Source organism: Entomoplasma ellychniae (assembly GCF_002930155.1).
Classification (GTDB): domain Bacteria; phylum Bacillota_I; class Bacilli_A; order Mycoplasmatales; family Mycoplasmataceae; genus Entomoplasma; species Entomoplasma ellychniae.
Window position 1 is genome coordinate 774,804 of sequence record NZ_PHND01000001.1, and the last position, 20,558, is coordinate 795,361.

Below are 20,558 nucleotides of genomic sequence, written 5' to 3' on the forward strand. Positions count from 1 at the left end.
AAACCTCTTATTATTTATAATTTTAGCATATTTAAAAAAATAAAAACCGATATAAATCGGTTGATGTTTTAATTGGTGCCCTCTATCGGGGTCGAACCGATACGAGTTTCCTCGTCAGATTTTGAATCTGATGCGTCTGCCTATTCCGCCAAGAGGGCATAAACAAATTATAATACTTTTTTGATAAAATTATATTAAAGGAGCGAAATATGAATAAAAATTTTTTATTGTTACATTTATTTAATTATATTGCACTTATTTGCTGATGTTTTTTGTTAATAATTTTGCTGATAGTTGTAAAAAGTCCATATATATACTCACTAATAATTTTTATTATTTTATCATTAATCTCGTTTGTTGTTTTTTATTCAATTGATTATAAAAAAAAGAACTTTAACTTTATAACTTTGATTTTATTTGCAAATTCTTTAAATTTAATTGGTTTGTGAGTATCATTTATTTTGATAAAAAAAACTTCATTAGGTTTAAAAGAAAATAACGATCATTTAAAGGCTTCTTGAGAATTGAAAAAAATTGATCTATCAACAAACGAAGAAATCACAAAGGAACTAAGAGAATTATATGATGACTATTCTTTGTATGTTTATAAAAAAGTTAAAAATAGCTCTACTTATGAAACTAATACACATAAGATTTATGAAAAAGCTGAAAAAGCTTTATTAGATAATATATTCATAATTGATTACTTAAAAACTAATAGATTATACTCAATTGGACAAATAAAACAAGCATCAAAAGAAGAGCTGAAAATAGCTTTAAAACAAGTTTGAAAAAAAACTTAATAAAAAAACATCGAGAAGATGTTTTCTATTCAACGATTAAGTTTTGTTTTTTTAATGTTCTTAATGTTCTGGCTGAAACTTTAATTGTAAATAATTGACCATTTTCATCCATAACTTTAACTTTTTGTAAATTTAAATTTCATTTTCTTTTAGTTGCATTTAAGGCGTGTGATCTAGAATTTCCAGATAAAGGACCTTTTCCTGTTAACATATCTTTTCTTGCCATTGTATTCACCCCTGCTCTTTTTGTAAATAGATATACTAAAAAATGATACTAAAAAATAAACCAAAAAACAACAATTATTAACATTTTATTAAATTTCTTAATTCATTTTTGGTAAAATATATAAAGCGAAAGTTAGGTGATGTTCATGAATAGCATAGATGAATCTGTTATGAAAGTAATAAAAGATGCTATTGTTACTGTTCCTGGAGTAGTTTCATTTTCTAACTTTAATGCAGATAGCAGAGATGAACTACCAACTAGTGAAATTGAAAAAGCTATTGAATTTACAAATACAGATAATATAAATCGATTTAGAATACATGTGATTATATTGTCTGGCGTTAATATTAGGGATGTTTTAAAAGAAATTCAAATTAGAGTAAAATACGAATTAGAAAAAATGTCTAAATTCACAGTTAAATATATGGCTGATATCGTTGTTGACGATTTAGCATAAAACATAAAGAGACAGAGAGAGAAAAAATGAAGAATTTAACAATATTAATAGACTCAATTACAAGTGCGGTTAATAATTTATATAACAACTACCCTTACATCGATAAATTAAATGTATTCCCTGTACCTGATGGCGACACTGGGACTAATATGAACTTAACAACAACAAATGCTTATAAAGATGTTAAAGACATTGATTTTAAAAGTGTTGGAGATTTTTTAAATTCATTTTCAAGAGGTTTAATTATGGGGGCCAGAGGTAACTCTGGTGTAATATTTTCTCAAATAATTAAGGGTTTAGCAAAAGGAATGCAAAGTTCAACAGAACTTTCCACACATGAATGAAAAAAAGGCTTTGCTGAAGCTAAAAATATTGCTTATAAAGCAGTTATGAAACCAGTTGAAGGAACAATACTAACTGTTATAAGAGAAATTGCAGATCAAATTCAATCAGTAGATGACTCTGTTGATTTAAAAGCTTTATGAAAAAAAATTATAACAATAGGTAATGAAGCTTTAGAAAATACCCCAAATTTATTGCAAGCATTAAAAGATGTCGGAGTTGTTGATTCTGGAGCTTATGGTTTAATGAAATTTTTTGAAGGAATGAATTCAGTATTTCAAAAAAATGAAATTATTTCAAAAACTGATAAACTTGAGTTAAATGAAGGTGGAAATATCGAAATGGATATTGAGACTGAATTTGGTTATTGTACTGAGGGTATTGTAATGCTTAATGAAAATTGGATTTCTAAATTGGAAGTTAGTGCAATTAGAGATCAGCTTCAAATTTATGGAAACACATCAATAGTTGTAGTTATTGATGAAGACATTTTAAAAGTTCATACACATGCTTTAAGTCCAGGTCAAATATTAATGTTTTTACAACAGTATGGTGATTTTAAAACTATTAAAGTTGAAAACATGAATTTGCAAGCTGATAAACAAGTTAAATCTTCTGATGATAGACAATGAGAAGAAAAAACAACTGTAGTTTCAGAAAGAAAATTAGTAAATGAAGTTGCAACAATTGCTGTTGTACCATCAGAAGAAATGAAAAAGTATTTTGAAAAAGAATTGGGAATTGACATTGCTATTAATGGTGGTTCAAAAATGAATCCTTCAACAAACGACTTTTTAAAAGCCATTGAAGAAGTAGATGCTAAAACCGTTTTCTTAATGCCTAATAATGGAAATGTTCTACTGACTGCTAAGCAAGCAGAAAAAGAAGAGTTAAAGTCTAAAGTTGTTGTTGTTCCAACAAAAACAATTCAGCAAGGTATGGTTTCGTCAATATCATTTGATCCTTCTAATACAGTTGTAAAAATAACAAAAGCCTTAACTGCTGCAATTAAAAACGTTATATCATTTCAAATTTCTCAAGCTGCAAAAGATTCAGTTGTTAACGGAATAACTGTCAAAAAAGATCAACAAATGGCAATTGTAGATGGTAAAATTGTTGGGACAACTTCTGAAATCTCATCAGTTTTTGAAAAACACTTATCAAGATATATAACTTCTAAAACAGAAATGATAACTATTTTTGTAGGTCAAGATGCTTCTTCAAAAAATGTTAGTCAATTAAGAAAATTTTTAGATGAAAATTGTGATGTTGAATACGAAATCATCGAGGGTGGTCAAAAAGTTTATAGTTTTATAATTGCTATAGAATAATTAAAACACCTATTTTAAGATAGGTGTTTTATATTTATAAAATAAAGTAAAGGGAAAAATTATGTACAAAATAGGTTATGATGTCATGGGAAGTGACAATGGTGTTGAAGTTGCTATTCAAGCAGCAAGTGAATTTATAAAAACTAGAAAAGAACTTTTTTTAGTTTTTGTTGGAAATGAAGAAGAAATAAAATCAGCGCTAGCAAAGTATAAAATAGATTCAAATAGATTTTCTATATATCCTACCACAGAATTTATTGATATGCGTGGTTCAATAATGGATATCAGAAGAAAAAGAAATTCTTCAATGGTTAAAGTTTTGGAATTACTTAAAGCAAAGGAAATTGATGCAATGATTACAGCTGGAAACTCTGCAGCCTTTATAGCTGGTTCTCATTTTATTTTAGGTGAAATTGAAGGCATAAAAAGAGCTGGATTTATGCCCACTATCCCAACTGCAATAAAAAATAAAGTTACTTTATTATTAGATGTTGGCGCTAATATGGAATGTGATGAAGAAGATTTATTAGGTTTTGCTAAAATGGCAACTGTTTATTCTCAAGAAGTGTTAAAAGTTTCAAACCCTCAAACAACATTACTTAATATTGGTGTCGAAGAAACAAAAGGTACTTTACTTCAAAAAGAAGCATTTAAAGCTTTATCTGCTGATCCTTTTATAAACTTTTTAGGAAACATGGAAGCAAGAGAAATCCTTTCAGGTCAAGTTGATATTATTATAACAGATGGTTATACAGGAAACATGGCCCTAAAATCATTAGAAGGTGCTTCTAAAATATTGATGAACGAAATAAAAAAAGAGTTAACGTCATCTTTTATTAAAAAAATCAAGGCTTTAACTTTAAAAAAATCTTTTAAAGCTGTTGGTGAAAAATTTGATTATAAAAATCATTCAGGAGCATTGTTGATAGGTGCTGATGGTATAGCCTTCAAAACTCATGGTTCAAGTGATGTGAAATCTTGAAAAGGAACTTTAAGAATGACTTGTGATGCTGTTGAAAATGATGTTTTAAATAAAATAAAAAGAAAAGCTGGTAATTTTTAATGAAAAATTTTTTTAAAAATTTTGGAATTATAATTAATAATGAAGAGTTATTTATAACAGCTTTAACGCACAATTCTTATTCTAATGAAAAACATTTGAATTACACATATCAAAGGTTAGAATTTCTTGGAGACGCAGTACTACAATTATATGTTTCAAAATACTTATACTTAAATTTAAAACAGTTTAAAGAAGGAAAATTAACTAAAACTAGATCTGACTTAGTTAGGCAAGAAACACTCGCTGAAATTTCAAAAAAAATTGGATTAGGTAGAATGATTCGATTAGGGCAAGGTGAATTAAAATCTAAAGGTTATGAAAAATCTTCTATTTTAGCAGATGTATTTGAATCAGTAACAGCAGCAATATTTTTAGATCAGTCAGAAGAAGTATTAGAAAAATGACTTTTTGACACAATGATTGAGTTTTTAAAAAATAATAATATTGACTCTATGACTCATGATTATAAATCTGAGCTACAAGAAATAATTCAAGCAGAAATAAGAAGCGATTTAGAATATAAAATAGAATCTAGTAAAGCAATTGAGCAAGATAATAAAATTGAATACACAGTTAGTGTTAATCTTGACGGGATTAGATATGGTATAGGTAAAGGTTTTTCTAAACAAGAAGCCTCACAGAATGCAGCAAAAGACTGTTTGTTAAAATTGATTAAAACAAGTAAAAATAAATTATAATTAAAAAAGAATTAAAAAGGAGTATTAATGTTATTTTTAAAACAAATAAGAGCTACTGGTTTTAAATCGTTTGCAGATACAACTATTTTAAATTTCACAAAAGAAATGATAGGTGTTGTTGGACCTAATGGGTCAGGTAAGTCAAACATTACTGATTCAATTAGATGAGCTCTTGGTGAGCAATCTAATAAGTCTTTGCGTGGTTCAAATATGGACGATATTGTATTTTCTGGTAGTGTTGGTCGACCAGCTGCTGAATATGCAGAAGTAACTTTGGTTTTTGATAACCAAAGAGATATTTTTTCAACTCTTTCAACAGACATAGTTGAAATAACAAGAAAATTCTCTAAAAAAAATAGAGAAAGTGAATTTTATATTAATGGTGTTAAATGTAAACTAAGAGATATACAAGATATTGCATTAGAAACTGGTTTGACAAAATCATCAATAGCAATTATTTCTCAAGGAACAATTTCTAGATTTGCAGAAGCAAAACCTGATGTAAGAAGAGAAATTTTTGATGAAGCAGCTGGAGTTGCTAAATATAAGAAAAGAAAATTAGAAACTCAAAGAAAACTTGAAAAAGCTAGTGACAATCTTTTGAGAATAAAAGATATATCAGATGAAATAGGCCGTAGACTTCCAACTTTAAAAAAGAAAGCTGAAAAAGCTGAAAAATATAAACACTTAGCTGAAGAATTACAAAACATTGAGCTTGCTGTTTTAGCAAAAGATGCTTTAACTTATGAAGTTGAACTTGAAAAATTAAGAACTGCAAAAAGAAGTTTAGAAATTAAAACGGAAAAATTGGCTAATGAAATTAATTTATCTCAAGATGAATTAGACGTTATGCTATCAAAATCTTCATCAACTGATATTGAAATAAATGAACTTAATAGTTCATTCCAAAAGATTGTTGAAAGAGTAGCTAGTCTTAAAACACAAAAACAAAAAGTTGATTCAAAAGAGTCAGAAAAACATTCTGAAGCAAATATTGATGAAATTAAAGCAATCAATCTTAAAAAAGAATATGATGAAAAAACTATTTCGTTACATAGCGAAAAGGATTTGGTTGCTTCTTTTGAAGCGCAAGAAAAAGAAGCTAAAAGAGAATATGATCAAATCAGTGATTCTTTTGAAAGAATACATTTAAAAAGACAAGAAATTGAGTCTGAAAAAAACAGATTGCAGTTTAAACTTGATGACATCAATCAAAGGGCAAGAACTTCAAGTATTTCTGCAAGTTCTGGTGCTAAAAACATTATTGAAAACAAAAACAGACTTTCTGGTGTTGTTGGAACTGTTGAATCTTTAATTAGTGTAAAAGAAGAATATCATGTAGCTTTTAGTTTAATTACAGGTAATCATTTACAATCTGTTGTTTTTAAAACCGATGAAGATGCTAAAAAAGCAATTGAGTTTTTAAAAAGAAACAATTTTGGAAGAGTTAATGCATTGCCAGTTAACACTTTAAATCCATCTTCAATAGCTGAAGCACAAAAACAAGTTATTAAAAAAGCTCCTGGTTTTATTGGTTTTGCTAATGAACTTGTTGAAATAAAAGAAAACTGTCAAGTTGTTTTAGATTATATTTATGGTACAGCTATTGTTACTAAAACTTTTGATGATGCTGTTAGACTTGGAAGAAGCATTAATTATAGATACGGGATTGTTTCATTAGATGGTCAGCGAGTTATGCCTAGAGGTGCTATGAGCGGTGGTTCAGTAAGCAAGGCTACAAATATATTTGCTGCTAAAAGAGTAGATGAATCAATTAACCCTGAAACAATAGCTAAAAACATTCAAACTTTAAATAATTTATATGAAGATTATCAAAAAGAGTTTAATGGGTTAAGAGAATCAAGGGAAAAATCTTCTGCAAAGATTCAAGAAATAATGTCTAACATTAAAGTTTCAAAGTTTTCAATAACCAGTTTAGAGTCTAATTTAGAAGTTCTATCAGAAAATTACAAAATTCTTACAGGTAAAGAATTATATGCGGATAAAAATACATCATTTTCAAATGAATCTGAATCAATTAGAATATCTAGAGAAATTGCAAAACTTGAGTCGCAAAGAAATGAAATTTCAGTTAAATTAAATATCCTTTCAAATTCGCGCACTCAAAATTCTGATCGTCAACATGAAATTAACAAAGATAACAAAGAAAAACGTAATATTTTAAATGAATGAAAAGATACTTTAGCGTCAGTAAAATCAGATTTAAATATGATGGAAAATACTAATATTATAATATTACAGAAGTTATCAGAAAAGTATAATTTAAATTTAGATGCTGTAAGAGAAATGAGTTTTGATGTAATTGAAAATGTTGAGCAAACTCGAGCTAGAATTTTAGAATTATCAATGGAATTAAAAGAAATTGGAGATGTTTCAATAGATTCAATTGAAGAATACAAAGGTGAACAAGAACGCTTTGACTATTATGATGTTCAGCTAAAAGATATACAAGAAGCTATTGAAAAACTTGAAAGTATTATCGCTGATATTGATATAGAAATGAAAACACAATTTAAAAAAATTGTTGACGATGTTAATGCTGCATTACCAGAAGCGTTTAAAAAACTATTTAATGGGGGAACTGCAACTTTAATTTACACTGACCCTGATAATATTTTAGAAACAGGTATAGACATTGATGTTCAGCCACCAGGAAAGATAATCCAAAATATTAATTTATTGTCTGGTGGTGAAAAATCACTTGTTGCATTATCAGTCTTATTTTCAATTTTAAAAGTAAGACCTTTACCATTAGTTATTCTTGATGAAGTTGAAGCTCCACTTGATGTTGCTAATGTTACAAGATTTGCTAAATATGTGCGTGAATTTGTAGATGTAACTCAATTTATCATTGTTACTCACCGTGAAGGTACAATGGAAAACTGTGATATATTGTTTGGTGTTACAATGCAAACTAAAGGTATTACAAAAATTGTTAACCTTGATTTGAAATGAGACGTAATTAAAAAACTTTTAAAAAATTAATAAAAGTAAAAATAGCTTTTTAAAGCTTATTTTTTACTTTTATTTTATTGCAAATACTTTTTAATAAAAAGCACATTTTCTGTCTTTTTAAGTTCTTATCTTAAAAGATGTTATATTTATAAAATTTAATTAAATTGTTATATAATATTATTAATATTAAAGACCGATTTTTAATTAAATAAAAAAGGGGAATAATGAGTAAAAAACTTTTCTTAGTGCTTGTCGTTATCATTGGTGCTGTTATTGGGCTATGGACATGAACTTTAGCTGTTCCAACTAACTCTATTAGTATTGGTGGTAGTGCAAGTGTACAACCGTTATTAAAAAAATTTACTAATGAGTACAAAACAGAAGATAAGAAATATTTTGTATACTCAGCAACTGGAAGTGGGGCTGGTATAACAAATGTGAAAGCTGATGTTTATGAAACAGGGTTTATATCAAAAAGTATTAATCCAACAGATTGAGAAGTTCAACCTGTAAGTGAAAATGATCAATTTTTTAAAGATGGGGCTGAAAAATGGACTAATGATAATCAACATTCTTATAGTGAGTTTATAAAAAAAGATGAAACTATTCAAAATGGAACCTATAGAAGCGTTGAGTTAGCAAAAGATTCATTTGTTTTTGTTTATAATGACAAAGATACAGGGTTTGGTGAATTTTTAGATAATACTGGTATAGAATTTAGCTTTGGCATTACTGATCAAAATACTATTGATGATCAAGGCATTGAAATTCTTAAAAACATATACCAAAATAATGATACAAAAGAACTTTGAACATGAAAAAAACTGGCAAAATATTTAGCATCTAAAAATCCAACAATACTAAACTCACAAGCAGAAGCTGAAAAAGTTTCTAACAAAAAAATTATTCCCTACACGTCTACAAGTGGTTCTGGAACAAGAAGTTCTTTTAGTAACTTAACAGGCGGAATAAATCCTGGTCAAGCAGCAAAAGAATATAATTCCAATGGGGCAATATATGGGCAATTAATTCATTCACCTGGTTCTATAGGTTTTGTATCTATGTTATATGGTCAAAACTTAACTAAAGATGTTAAAGCAGTAATTGTTAAAAAAGGTGAAGACACTTGAAATTTAAACAAGAGTGAAGAAAAAAATAAAGAAGGTTATCCATTAACTAGACCTTTTATTGCAATAATAAAAGTTGATAAATCCAATAAAAATTTTTGAAGAGCACTAGACTTTATATTTTGAATGTGCGCTAGTGAAAACTCTCTTAAACATTACGAAGATGCTGGACTTCAAAAAACAATAAAAACTAAATCTTCATAGAAAGAAATTTATGACAATAAAAAATATGAAAGAAAACAATAATTTCAAAATTAAAAATTTAAAAGTTAAAGAATTTTTTCTTTCTAAGTTTTTTAAATACTTTATTTATTGTTTAACATCAATAGTTTTGATTGGTTTTGTTTCAACACTAATATTTATTATTGTTCAATCAGTTCCTTTATTTAAAAGTGAAAATTTTAACTTATGAAAATTTTTATCAGGAACTAATTGAGTGCCTGGAAAAGACGGAAAAGGTAGTTATGAAATTGGCATGATTGCACTAATGACTATATCTCTTTTAGGAATAACAATGTTATTTGCTGTTCCTTTAACTATCTTTACAACACTTTTTATAAGTGAATATCTTTCTGAAAAAATGCAAAAAAGAGTTATGGGAATTGTTAAATTACTTGCTAGTGTACCATCTGTTATTTTTGGACTTTTTGCAAGAGATCAAATAGGTAGTTTATTTCAATTAATGGGTGCTCCTAATAATGATAACTTACTAGTAGCTGCTGTAACAATGACATTTATGGCAGCACCAACAATGATCTCTTTAAGTTATAATGCAATTAAAGCAGTTCCAGAAGGTTATCGACTTGGTAGTTTAGCTTTGGGTATATCAAAAGAAAAAACAACATTTAGAATTATTAGAAAATCAGCAACTCCACAAATAATAACAGCTGTTATTTTAGGTATGGCAAGAGTTATTGGTGAAACTATGGCAATCATGATGATTGCTGGTAATTCAACTCATGGTTTAATCGTAGATGGAGGAGTAAGTGGTTTCTTATTTTCATCTATTAGAACACTTGCTGCAACAATTGGATTAGAAATGACAGAGAATAGCGGTGCTACTCATAAATCAGCATTGTTTGCTATTGGTTTAATATTGTTTATTATTGTGTTTTTAATAAATTTGGTTATTTTAATAGTTTCTAATGCTGAAAGTTGAAAGAAAACTTGAAGTCAAAGAAAATCAAATATTGAGTTCAATGATTATGATTCAAATGCAAAAGTTAAAAAACGTAAAATAACATATGATTCTAGAATGATGAAAATGATGATTTCATCTAAATCAGAAAATAAATTTTCTAAGAAAAGTTATTCAGCTTTAATGCTCATTCTTATGTGAATATCAACTGCTATAGTTATTTCATTTACATTTTGAATTTTAGGCGATGTAATTATTAGAGGTTTAATAGGATTAAGATCACCTCAATTATTTATGAGTATTGATGGTGGAGATGGTATATTGGCTGCTCTATTAACAACATTGATCTTGGTATTAGGTGTTCTTATATTTGCTATTCCCTTAGCGCTAGCGGGTTCAATTTATCTTTCTGAGTATGCAAATAAAAAAGCTTTCTCAACAAAAGTTTTCAGATTCTTAATTAACTTATTAGCATCTACGCCTTCAATTGTATTTGGAATTATTGGTCTAACGATATTTATTGTTTTTTTAGGACTGCCATTTAGTATTTTAGCAGCATCTCTTACAATGACTTTGGTTGTTATGCCTATGTTAATATCAAATTTTGAAACTTCAATAAATGATGTTCCTACACAATTTAGAGAAGCTGCAATTGGTTTAGGGATGGGTAGAACAAAAGTTTTATTTAAAGTCATATTACCAAATGCCATTGAGGGTATTGTTACAGGAACAATTTTAGCTATGGCTAAAATTATAGGAGAATCAGCTCCTATATATTTAACTTTGGGGACTGATATTCAGTTACCAACAGAAGGTTTTTTATCTCAAGGAACTACACTAACTACAAGTATTTATATGATAGTTGCAGAAGGTATTCCTAGCGAATCACAAGATACTCTTTATTTACTAGCATTAATTACAATATCATTTATCATAGTTTTAAATTTTACAGCTGGTAATATCTCATCTTTATTGGTACAAAAATCCAAAAAACTAAAGCTTAATTTTAAAGATAAAAAAGTTATGCTTAAAAATGCGACTAAACCATCATTTAAATATAGATTTATGCTATTTGAAAAACAAATAAAGTTACAGTGAAATAGTTTTATTGGATTTTTTAGAAATGCTCCAAATAATACAATTAATTGATTTAAAAGAAACCACAAGTATAGACAAATTAAAAAAGGAAAGAAGGTGGATTAATATGGCTACTCAATTAAATAACACGCCAATTGTTGAAACAAAACATCAAAAGTTCACAGAAGTTATTGAGATAAAAGATTTTAATTTCTTTTACTCAAAACACAAACAAGCTTTATTTGATATAAATTTAAAAATTAAAGAAAAAACTATAACAGCTTTTATTGGTCCATCTGGTTGTGGTAAATCAACTTTATTAAGATCTATTAACAGAATGAATGATTTATTTAATGGAGTAAGTGGCAAAGGTGAAATTAATGTTTTTGGTCAAAATATATATTCGAATAATATTGATATATCAAAACTAAGAACTGAAGTTGGTATGGTTTTTCAAAAACCTAATCCATTTCCTTTATCTATTTATGAAAATGTAATTTATGGTCCAAAATCACAAGGAGTTAAAGCCAAAAAAGTACTTGATCAATTATGTGAAGATTCTTTAAGAAAAGCTGCACTTTGAGAAGAGGTTAAAGATAAACTAAACGATTCCGCAACAGGATTGTCTGGTGGTCAACAACAAAGATTATGTATTGCAAGAGCAATTGCAATGAAACCAAAAATATTGCTAATGGATGAACCAACATCAGCTCTTGACCCAATAGCAACTTTAAAAATAGAGGATTTAATAGTTGAGCTTAAAAAAGAATATACTATTGTCTTGGTTACTCACTCCTTGCAACAAGCTACACGCATCAGTGATAGAACAGCATATTTTTTAAAAGGAGAATTAATAGAGTACAATAGAACTAGAAGATTGTTTACAAATCCAAAAGATCCAAGAACAGAAGATTACATTTCAGGAAGGTATGGTGATTAATATGCCAACAAATAAAATTTTAGATAAAGATATGTTGCAAATAAAAGACATGCTTGAAAAAATGATAAATGAAACGAAAATTCAATATGCAGAAACTTTTGAAATTTTAAATTTTGGTGATGAATCAAAAGCTATGATGATAGTTGAGCATGACAAAATTATTAACAATATGCTTAATGAGTTTACTTCAACAGCTTTATGAAAAATAGCAAAACAGCAATTAGTAGCAAAAGATTTAAGAATGGCAGTTGGTGGAATTTTATTAGCTCGTGAAATTGAGATAATTGCAAACTATGCTAAAAAACTTTGTATTTTTTTCAATAAATATAAACCTTCTAAAGCACATGCAACTTCGATTATGACAATGTTTCAATTAGTTGTTGATATGTTAGACGCTTTTTCAGATTTTTTTATTAATTACAATTCTGACCAAGTTATAAAAGTTATGGAAATTGAAAAAAAAATTAATGAAGAATTTTCTGAAGCATACAAACATTTAATATCAGTACTAAAAAAAGCAAAAACAAAAGAAGAAACTAGTGAGATATCAGCTGCAATTTTGCAGTTGAAAAATTTAGAGCGAGCAGGAGATCACTTATTGACTGTTCAAGAAATTGTTTCTTTCATGCGTATTGGTAAGTTTGAAGAAACAAATGATTTATTTGAAAGTATGCTATTATTTACAAACTCAACTATAAGTTAAAAAAGTCTTGGTATAAGACTTTTTTATTTGGTAAAATATTAAAAATAGACATGAGGCAATTATGAGTTTTTGAAGTAATTTAAAACAAAAAATAACTAAAAAGAAAAATGACCAATTTGAAAGTGATTTTAATAATAATAAAATTGAAAATGAAATAGTTAAAAAAAACTATGCGAAAGAAGCTAAAATTAAATTAGATTCCATTAATAAAAAACTTTCAGAAGAAGTGATTCTTGAAGACACCGCTGATGTTTTAAAAATTCCACCAACATTTTTTAAACCAGAAATCGTGGTTAAAGAAAAAAGTATTGATTTTAAACAAAAGCAAAAAGCAAAAAAACTAGCTAAAAAAATTGAACTTCAAAATCAAAAGAAAAAAGAAAAAACTCAAAAAGTAGAAAAAGCAATTGCTAATTCTTCATTATCATTTTCAAAAGATATTAAAAAACTATCTAAAAAGTATAAAAAAATGGATGATGATTTTTTTGAAGAATTAGAAGAAGTATTAATTAAAACTGATATGGGCATAAAAATGGTTTTAAAAATTTCTAATTCATTAAGAAAAAAAATTAAATCAACTACCTCTGAAGAAGGTTTTAAAGAGACTCTTGTTGAAGAAATCTACAACTTTTACAATGAGGGCAAAAAAATAAAACCTATTAATTTTGAAGACAATAGATTAAATGTATTTATGGTAATTGGAGTTAATGGAACTGGAAAAACCACATCATTATCTAAGATAGCTAATTTTTATGCTAAACAAGGTAAAAAAGTTTTAATTGCAGCTGCCGACACTTTCAGAGCTGGAGCTGTTGAACAATTAGAAGAATGAATTTCAACAAGATTAAATAATAAAGTTGATTTAATAAAAGGGTTGAAACAAAATCAAGACCCTGCATCAGTTGTATATGATGCATATGAAAAAGCAAAAAATGAAAAATATGATTTACTATTAATTGACACAGCAGGTAGATTGCAAAATAAAGTTAATCTAATGAAAGAATTAGAAAAAATGTATCAAATAATAAGACAAGAAGATAGAAAAGCTCCTCATGAGTTATTTTTAGTTATTGATGCAACAACTGGGCAAAATGGGGTTATTCAAGCAAAAGAGTTTGACGGTGTTGCTGAAGTCAGTGGAATCGTTTTAACTAAAATGGATGGTACAAGTAAAGGTGGCATAGCTTTAGCTATAAAAGATGAATTAGATATACCAGTTAAATTAGTTGGTATTGGTGAACAAGTTGACGACTTGGTCCAATTTGACGTTGATGAATATATATATGGTTTAACTGTAGGATTCATGGAAGACAATAATGATGAAAAATAGAGTAGAAAAAAATATTGAAATTTCAAAGCTATTTGATTGTTATAAAAATTTATTAACTGATAAACAAGTTGAGTACTTTGAACTATATTTTGCAGAAGATTTAAGTTTTCAAGAAATAGCTGATGAAAAGTCGGTTTCAAAAACAGCTGTTCATGATGCCATTAATAAGATAATTAATATACTTGAAGATTTAGAATCAAAGTTAAAATTAAGTGAAAAAAAAGAAAAAATTAATTTACTTGTAAATCAATATGAATCTGATAATTCGAAAATAAATGAAATATTGCAAAAAATAAAGGAAATAAACTAATGAAAGTATTAATGATTGGTGATATATATGCCAAAGCAGGCAGAGATATTTTTCAAAAAGAAATAAACAATATTATTAAAGAGAGAAAAATAGATTTTGTAGTTGTTAATGGTGAGAATACAACACATGGTAAATCTATTTCTTATGATCATTATAATTTCTATAAAAATAATCACGTAGATGTTATCACAAGCGGTAATCACATTTTTAAAAATAAAGAAGTTTTGGATTATATTACAAAACATGATGATCTCTTAAAGCCATTAAACATGTATCATACCCCAGGTAATGGTTATGTTATTGTTAATAAAAATGGAATTGATGTTTGTGTATTAAATTTAATGGGCAACAATTTTATGGAACCTTCAAATAATGTTTATGAAGCCATGGATGATTTTTTATCTCTTGAGTTGCATTATGATATTTTATTAGTTGACTTTCATGCAGAAACCACTGCTGAAAAAATTGCATTCGCATTAAATTATGATGGAATTATAACTGCTCTTGTTGGCACACACACACACGTAGCAACAGCAGATGAAAGAATATTGCCTAAAGGAACTGCTTTCATTACTGATATAGGGATGAGTGGTGTCATTAACTCAGTTATTGGTGTTGAACCAGAACAAGCAATTTACAAACAAAGAACTGGATTAATGGTAAAGTTTGAACCTGCAAAAGGTAAAGCTGAACTTAATGGTGTTGTTATTGACATTGATGATAAACTATTTAAAGCTCAGTCAATAAAAAGAATTAAAAAGTAAATGTTTTGTATCTGCTCATTTAACAGATGCAAATCGTTTTTTTGTATAATATTTAAAGCAAAAAGAAAGGTAAAAGGAAAAATGAGAAATTTATTTACTAGTGAAAGTGTGTCTGAAGGGCATCCAGATAAAGTTTGTGATCAAATATCAGATGCTATTTTGGATGAGGTTTTAAAACAAGACCCTGTCGCTAAAGTTGCTTGTGAAGTTTTTGCAACAACAAATTATTTATTAATAGGTGGACAAATATCAACATCAGCAAAAGTCGATTATGAAGCTGTTGCAAGAAAGATACTTAAAAAAATTGGATATACCAATAATGATTATGGTATTAATGCTCAAACTTGTCAAATTGATATTAAAATTGAAGAGCAATCACCAGATATTGCTTTGGGAATTGAACTGGATGATAGTAATATTGGGGCTGGTGACCAAGGGATTATGTTTGGATATGCAACCAATGAATCTAAAACATATTTACCATTAGCCATAACTTTATCACACGAATTAGTTTATCTTGCTTCTAAATTAAGAAAAGAAAAACTTTTTAAATGAGCTAGACCAGATATGAAGTCACAAGTTACTATAGACTATACTGATGTGCAAAATCCCAGAATTGAAACTGTTTTAATGTCAATTCAACATGATAATGATTTTAATGAAAAAGAATTTAAAAACTTTGTTAAAAAAAACATTATGGATGTAGTGGCAAATGAATTTAACTTAAATACAGATTTTAATGTTTTAATTAACCCCACAGGAAGATTTGTAATTGGTGGACCGCAAGGAGACACTGGGTTAACAGGTAGAAAAATAATTGTTGATACTTATGGTGGATATTCAAGACATGGTGGGGGTGCTTTTTCAGGAAAAGATGCAACTAAAGTAGATAGAAGTGCTGCTTATATGGCAAGATATGCTGCTAAAAATTTAGTTGCTGCTGGTTATGCTGATAAGTTGGAAATTCAAGTTTCATATGCAATAGGAAAACCTGAACCAGTTTCAATTTTTATTGAAACCTTTGGAACAGAACACACAGACATTGAAACCATAACAAAAGTGTTAAACCAAAATTTTGATTTTACAGTAGGTAAAATAATTAAAGAATTAGATTTAAGAAAACCAGTTTTCTTAAAAACATCAACTTATGGGCATTTTGGAAAAGATGATTTCAGATGAGAAAAATTAGATAAAGTAAATTTAATTAAATTATAAAATAAAGTGTGATATGTCACACTTTTTTATTTAGGATTGAATTAATCACTTAATTAGAATATAATCAATTAAACATAAAAAAGGAGTCTATATGAGTATTAAAGTAAGAGCACAAGATAATTTTTATGATCATATCAATAAAGAATGATTAGATAAAACAGAATTACCAGAAGGTTATGCTTCATGAGGTAGTTTTGAAATGTTAGATAAAAAGTCAAATGATGACATTAAAAACATTATTAAGAATTTACAAAAACAAAAAGATATTTCTAAAGAAAGCAAGTTTATTGTCAATCTATATGAAAATTATTTAAATGACGAAGCAAGAGCAAAAGATGGTATTAATCCAATTATTCCAATCATTAAAGAAATTGATCAGTTAAGTGACTTTAAAGACTTGACGAATTTAATGATTTCTTTGTATAAAAAATATCACATAAGTTTTTTTCATTCAAAAGGAATAACAGCTGATTTCAAAGATTCAAATTTAAGAGCTTTAGCAATTGAATCAATGAGTCTAGGTATGTCAAATAGAGAGTTCTATGAAAGAAGTAATCCAAGACATGAAGAAATTAAAGCTGCATATAAAGTTTTTGTTGAAGAACTAGCAAAAACTTCTACTATTAAATTTGCTTCCAAAAATTTATTTGAATTAGTTTTTAATTTTGAAGATAAAATTGCTAAGCATATGTTAAAGCCAGAAGAATTTAGAGATCCAGCAAGAATTTATAATATTATGACTATTAGTGAAATACAAAAGATTTGTGATTTTATTGATTGAAAAAGTTATTTAAATGCTTTAAGTTATGATCAAGCAGCAAAAATAATTGTTGTTGAACCAAAATATTTAGAAGAAATTTCTAAACAAGTAAAAGCAACAAATATTGAAGATTTAAAAGATATTATGAAATTTGGAGTTATTGAAGACTATGCTTCAATTCTTTCTCCAGAATTATATGAGATTAATTTTAATTTTAGTTCAGTATTTAGTGGTGTTAAGAAAAAAAGACCTGTTGAAGAACGTGCGGTAAGATTTGTAAATGGTTCGCTTGGGGAATTATTATCAAAAGAATATATTAAACACCATTTTTCAGAAAATGCAAAAAAAGACGTATTAAAAATGGTTAAAAACTTGTTTGAAAAATACATTATTAGAATTAACGCATTAGAATGAATGACACCAGAAACAAAAATTAAAGCAATTGAAAAAGTAAAATCATTTACTGTAAAAATTGGTTATCCTGATAAATGAGAAGATTATAGTGATATAGTTGTTGAAAGTTATACTAATAATTCTAGCTTGTTTGAAAACTTGTTAAGTTTAAAAAAACATAACTACAACAAAGAAATTAGAGACATAAATTTACCTGTAGACAAAGAAGAATGACATATGTATGCGCAAACTGTTAATGCTTATTACAATCCATCGTCAAATGAAATTTGTTTTCCCGCTGGTATTTTACAAAAACCTTTTTATGATGAAAACCAATCACATGCAGCAAACCTTGGTGGAATTGGAGCTGTTATTGGCCATGAAGTTAGTCATGGTTTTGATGATGAAGGAAGTCAGTTTGATAAAGATGGTAATTTTAAAAATTGATGAACTGAAAAAGATCATAAAGAGTATTCAAAAAGAACTCAAGCAGTTGTTGATCAATATAATCAATATGAAATTGTTGATACAAAAGTTAACGGTAAATTAACTTGTGGTGAAAACATTGGTGACTTATCTGGTGTATCTGCAGCTCTTGATATTTGTAAAGAAGAAGCTAGTGATAGTTTGAAAGAGTTTTTTGAAAATTATGCTCTTGTTTGATGTAGAAAGTCAACTCCAGAACAAATGAATTTTAGAGTTTTAACCGACCCTCACTCACCTGAAATTTTCAGATGTAACGGTGTTTTAGTTAATATTGATGAATTTCACGATTTATATAAAACTAAACCTGGGGATAAAATGTATAAACCAAAAGAAGAAAGAGTCAAAGTTTGATAAAATTTATCTAATGCCCTTTATTATTAAGGACATTTTTTTATTTTAATTTATAATTTAAATTAAAGAGGAATACATGTTAAAAGAAGTAAACATTATCGGAGCTGGTCTTGCTGGTTGTGAAGCTGCATATACATTAGCTAACAATAATATAAAAGTAAATTTATTTGAAGTTAAAAAACTTAAAAAAAATCCAGTTCAAAAAACTGATTTTTTATCTGAGTTAGTTTGTTCTAACACATTAAGAAGTAAATCATTAAAAAATGCCGCTGGTATTTTAAAAGCAGAAATGCAAGCACTAGGTTCAATTGTAATTGAGTCAGCATTAAAAAACACAGTTCCAGGTGATGACGCACTAAGTGTTGATAGAATTGGATTTAGTGAATATATAACTTCTAAAATTGAAAATCACCCTTTGATTCAAGTTATTTATGAAGAAGTAACAAAGATAGACTTTTCTAAAGTAACTATTATATGCACAGGTCCTTTAACAACAAGTGCAATGAATGCAGAAATAGAAAAATATTTAAATAAGGATAAATTATTCTTTTTAGACGCTTCATCACCAATAATTACAAAAGATTCAATTGATATGTCAAAAGTTTTTTGAGCTAATCGACATAATAAGGAATCAAAAGAACAAATTTGCATCCCTTTAAATGAAAAACAATTTCTTGATTTTGCTGATGAATTAAAAAACGCAGAATTAGTTGAGTTGAAAAGTTTTGAAAAAGAAATATATTTTAAAGGTTGCCAACCAATTGAACAAATCGCTAAGATAAGTAAAAAAGTTTTATTGAATGGTCCAATGTCATCAAACAATTTGGTTGATGAAAATGGCCTTCAACCCTTTGCAGTTGTCCAATTAAGACAAGACAATGCAGTTGATACGTTATATAACTTTATTGGCTTTCAAACAAATATTACATGACCAGAACAAAAAAGAATATTGGCAAAACTGCCAGGACTTGAAAAATTAAATATTATAAGATATGGCGTTATGCATAAAAATTATTATCTTAATTCACCAAAAGTATTGAACAGTAATTTACAATTAAAAAATAACAAAAATATTTTTTTAGCAGGGCAATTAACTGGTGTTGAAGGCTATATAGAATCAGCAAGTAGTGGAATTCTTTGTGCACTAAATGTGATTGCGTATTTAGCAAATACTAAACTAAAATTACCTAACAGAAAAACGATGATAGGTGCTTTAAATTTTTATATTACTAATCCAAAACACAAACAATTAAAACCTATGAAATGTAATTTAGGGATTTTAGAACAAGAAAATAAGAATTCTAAACCAGAGTTTTATTCATACGAACAATCTCAAAAAAATATAAAATTATTTGTTGAAAAAAATAAACTTGTATTTAAAGTGGGTAAATAAAATGTTGAAAGCATGAAAAATTTTTTTTGAAAAAACACAATTAGATATTAGAATAAACAATATGATAGAACAAATTTTTTGTTCTGATAAAGTTGTTTATCCATCAAAAGAAAAAGTTTTAAGTTTATTTGATTTAATTGAACCAAAAGATATCAAAGTAGTGATTGTGGGGCAAGATCCTTATCATAACCCAAAACAAGCAAACGGAATTGCTTTTAGTGCTTCAAATGACGTTAAAACACCAAAATCTTTACTTAACATCTTTACAGAACTAAAAGCAGATTTAAATATAGATCATTTTTATAATAACGATCTATCTGGTTGAGTGAAACAAGGTGTGCTCTTAATAAATACGAGTTGAACTGTTATTGAAAATCAACCAGCTAGTCATGCTAAATTAGGGTGAGAAGATATAGTAATAAAAATATTGAATGAGTTAAATATCATAAACCAAAACATTGTATATTGTTTATGAGGTAATTATGCAAAAAAAGTATATGAAATTTTAGATTATCAATCATCGGCCAAAATAACATCTGCTCACCCTTCACCTTTGAGCTATTCAAGAGGGTTTAAAGAATCAAAACCATTTTCTAAAATTAATGAAATACTGAAAGAATTAGGTATAAAACCAATAGATTGAAGTAAATAATATAAAATATAAATTAAAGGAGC

At 27.5% G+C, this 20,558-nt stretch carries 18 protein-coding genes and 1 tRNA gene; 17 read left to right on the forward strand and 2 right to left on the reverse strand.

The window, feature by feature from the left end; translation table 4 throughout:
* Positions 1–73: 73 nt before the first annotated feature.
* Positions 74–158 (reverse strand) — tRNA-Leu (locus tag EELLY_RS03615).
* Positions 159–209: 51 nt separating this feature from the next.
* Here EELLY_RS03615 and EELLY_RS03620 point away from each other — a divergent pair.
* Positions 210–803, forward strand: a complete 594-nt coding sequence (locus tag EELLY_RS03620) for a hypothetical protein (RefSeq protein ID WP_104206096.1) — start codon at positions 210–212, stop codon at positions 801–803.
* Between the two features lie 25 nt (positions 804–828).
* Here the strand turns inward: EELLY_RS03620 and rpmB are convergent, their stop codons facing one another.
* Positions 829–1,029, reverse strand: coding sequence for a 50S ribosomal protein L28 (gene rpmB, locus EELLY_RS03625; RefSeq protein ID WP_104206097.1), 201 nt, complete (start codon positions 1,027–1,029; stop codon positions 829–831).
* A gap of 145 nt (positions 1,030–1,174) precedes the next feature.
* Between rpmB and EELLY_RS03630 the strand changes: the two genes are divergently transcribed.
* From EELLY_RS03630 to EELLY_RS03705, 16 genes are all read left to right on the forward strand, one after another.
* A complete protein-coding gene (locus tag EELLY_RS03630; RefSeq protein ID WP_104206098.1) occupies positions 1,175–1,486 on the forward strand; it encodes an Asp23/Gls24 family envelope stress response protein in 312 nt (103 codons plus the stop codon).
* A 26-nt stretch (positions 1,487–1,512) separates the two neighbouring features.
* Entirely contained in the window at positions 1,513–3,159 is a 1,647-nt protein-coding gene (locus tag EELLY_RS03635; RefSeq protein WP_104206099.1) for a DAK2 domain-containing protein, read from the forward strand.
* Between the two features lie 61 nt (positions 3,160–3,220).
* Positions 3,221–4,222: a phosphate acyltransferase PlsX gene (gene plsX / locus EELLY_RS03640; protein WP_104206100.1), complete on the forward strand. Its 1,002-nt coding sequence runs from the start codon at positions 3,221–3,223 to the stop codon at positions 4,220–4,222.
* A complete protein-coding gene (gene rnc / locus EELLY_RS03645) occupies positions 4,222–4,920 on the forward strand; it encodes a ribonuclease III (protein ID WP_104206101.1) in 699 nt (232 codons plus the stop codon). Before plsX ends, rnc begins: the two co-directional genes overlap by 1 nt.
* Before the next feature lie 27 nt (positions 4,921–4,947).
* Positions 4,948–7,926 (forward strand): AAA family ATPase, encoded by a 2,979-nt coding sequence (locus EELLY_RS03650; RefSeq protein WP_104206102.1) that lies wholly within the window; start codon positions 4,948–4,950, stop codon positions 7,924–7,926.
* 194 nt (positions 7,927–8,120) lie between these two features.
* The gene (ptsS, locus tag EELLY_RS03655; RefSeq protein ID WP_104206103.1) at positions 8,121–9,227 is read left to right on the forward strand and encodes a phosphate ABC transporter substrate-binding protein; all 1,107 of its coding nucleotides are present in this window, start codon (positions 8,121–8,123) and stop codon (positions 9,225–9,227) included.
* A 10-nt stretch (positions 9,228–9,237) separates the two neighbouring features.
* Positions 9,238–11,364, forward strand: coding sequence for a phosphate ABC transporter permease PstA (gene pstA / locus EELLY_RS03660; protein ID WP_104206104.1), 2,127 nt, complete (start codon positions 9,238–9,240; stop codon positions 11,362–11,364).
* Position 11,365: 1 nt separating this feature from the next.
* A complete protein-coding gene (gene pstB / locus EELLY_RS03665; RefSeq protein ID WP_104206105.1) occupies positions 11,366–12,178 on the forward strand; it encodes a phosphate ABC transporter ATP-binding protein PstB in 813 nt (270 codons plus the stop codon).
* A 1-nt stretch (position 12,179) separates the two neighbouring features.
* Positions 12,180–12,881 (forward strand): phosphate signaling complex protein PhoU, encoded by a 702-nt coding sequence (phoU, locus tag EELLY_RS03670; RefSeq protein WP_104206210.1) that lies wholly within the window; start codon positions 12,180–12,182, stop codon positions 12,879–12,881.
* A gap of 61 nt (positions 12,882–12,942) precedes the next feature.
* Positions 12,943–14,211 (forward strand): signal recognition particle-docking protein FtsY, encoded by a 1,269-nt coding sequence (gene ftsY / locus EELLY_RS03675; protein WP_104206106.1) that lies wholly within the window; start codon positions 12,943–12,945, stop codon positions 14,209–14,211.
* Positions 14,201–14,521 carry a YlxM family DNA-binding protein gene (gene ylxM / locus EELLY_RS03680; RefSeq protein WP_245859156.1) on the forward strand — a complete coding sequence of 107 codons (321 nt, stop codon included), beginning with the start codon at positions 14,201–14,203 and terminating at the stop codon, positions 14,519–14,521. The genes ftsY and ylxM overlap by 11 nt, the downstream gene beginning before the upstream one ends.
* Positions 14,521–15,285: a TIGR00282 family metallophosphoesterase gene (locus EELLY_RS03685; protein ID WP_104206108.1), complete on the forward strand. Its 765-nt coding sequence runs from the start codon at positions 14,521–14,523 to the stop codon at positions 15,283–15,285. The genes ylxM and EELLY_RS03685 overlap by 1 nt, the downstream gene beginning before the upstream one ends.
* Before the next feature lie 81 nt (positions 15,286–15,366).
* Entirely contained in the window at positions 15,367–16,500 is a 1,134-nt protein-coding gene (metK, locus tag EELLY_RS03690; protein WP_104206109.1) for a methionine adenosyltransferase, read from the forward strand.
* Positions 16,501–16,591: 91 nt separating this feature from the next.
* Positions 16,592–18,493, forward strand: coding sequence for a M13 family metallopeptidase (locus EELLY_RS03695; protein WP_104206110.1), 1,902 nt, complete (start codon positions 16,592–16,594; stop codon positions 18,491–18,493).
* Positions 18,494–18,566: 73 nt separating this feature from the next.
* The gene (gene trmFO, locus EELLY_RS03700) at positions 18,567–19,883 is read left to right on the forward strand and encodes a methylenetetrahydrofolate--tRNA-(uracil(54)-C(5))-methyltransferase (FADH(2)-oxidizing) TrmFO (protein WP_104206111.1); all 1,317 of its coding nucleotides are present in this window, start codon (positions 18,567–18,569) and stop codon (positions 19,881–19,883) included.
* A gap of 1 nt (position 19,884) precedes the next feature.
* On the forward strand, positions 19,885–20,535 hold the full coding sequence (locus tag EELLY_RS03705) for a uracil-DNA glycosylase (RefSeq protein WP_104206112.1): 651 nt from the start codon (positions 19,885–19,887) through the stop codon (positions 20,533–20,535).
* Positions 20,536–20,558: the final 23 nt, after the last annotated feature.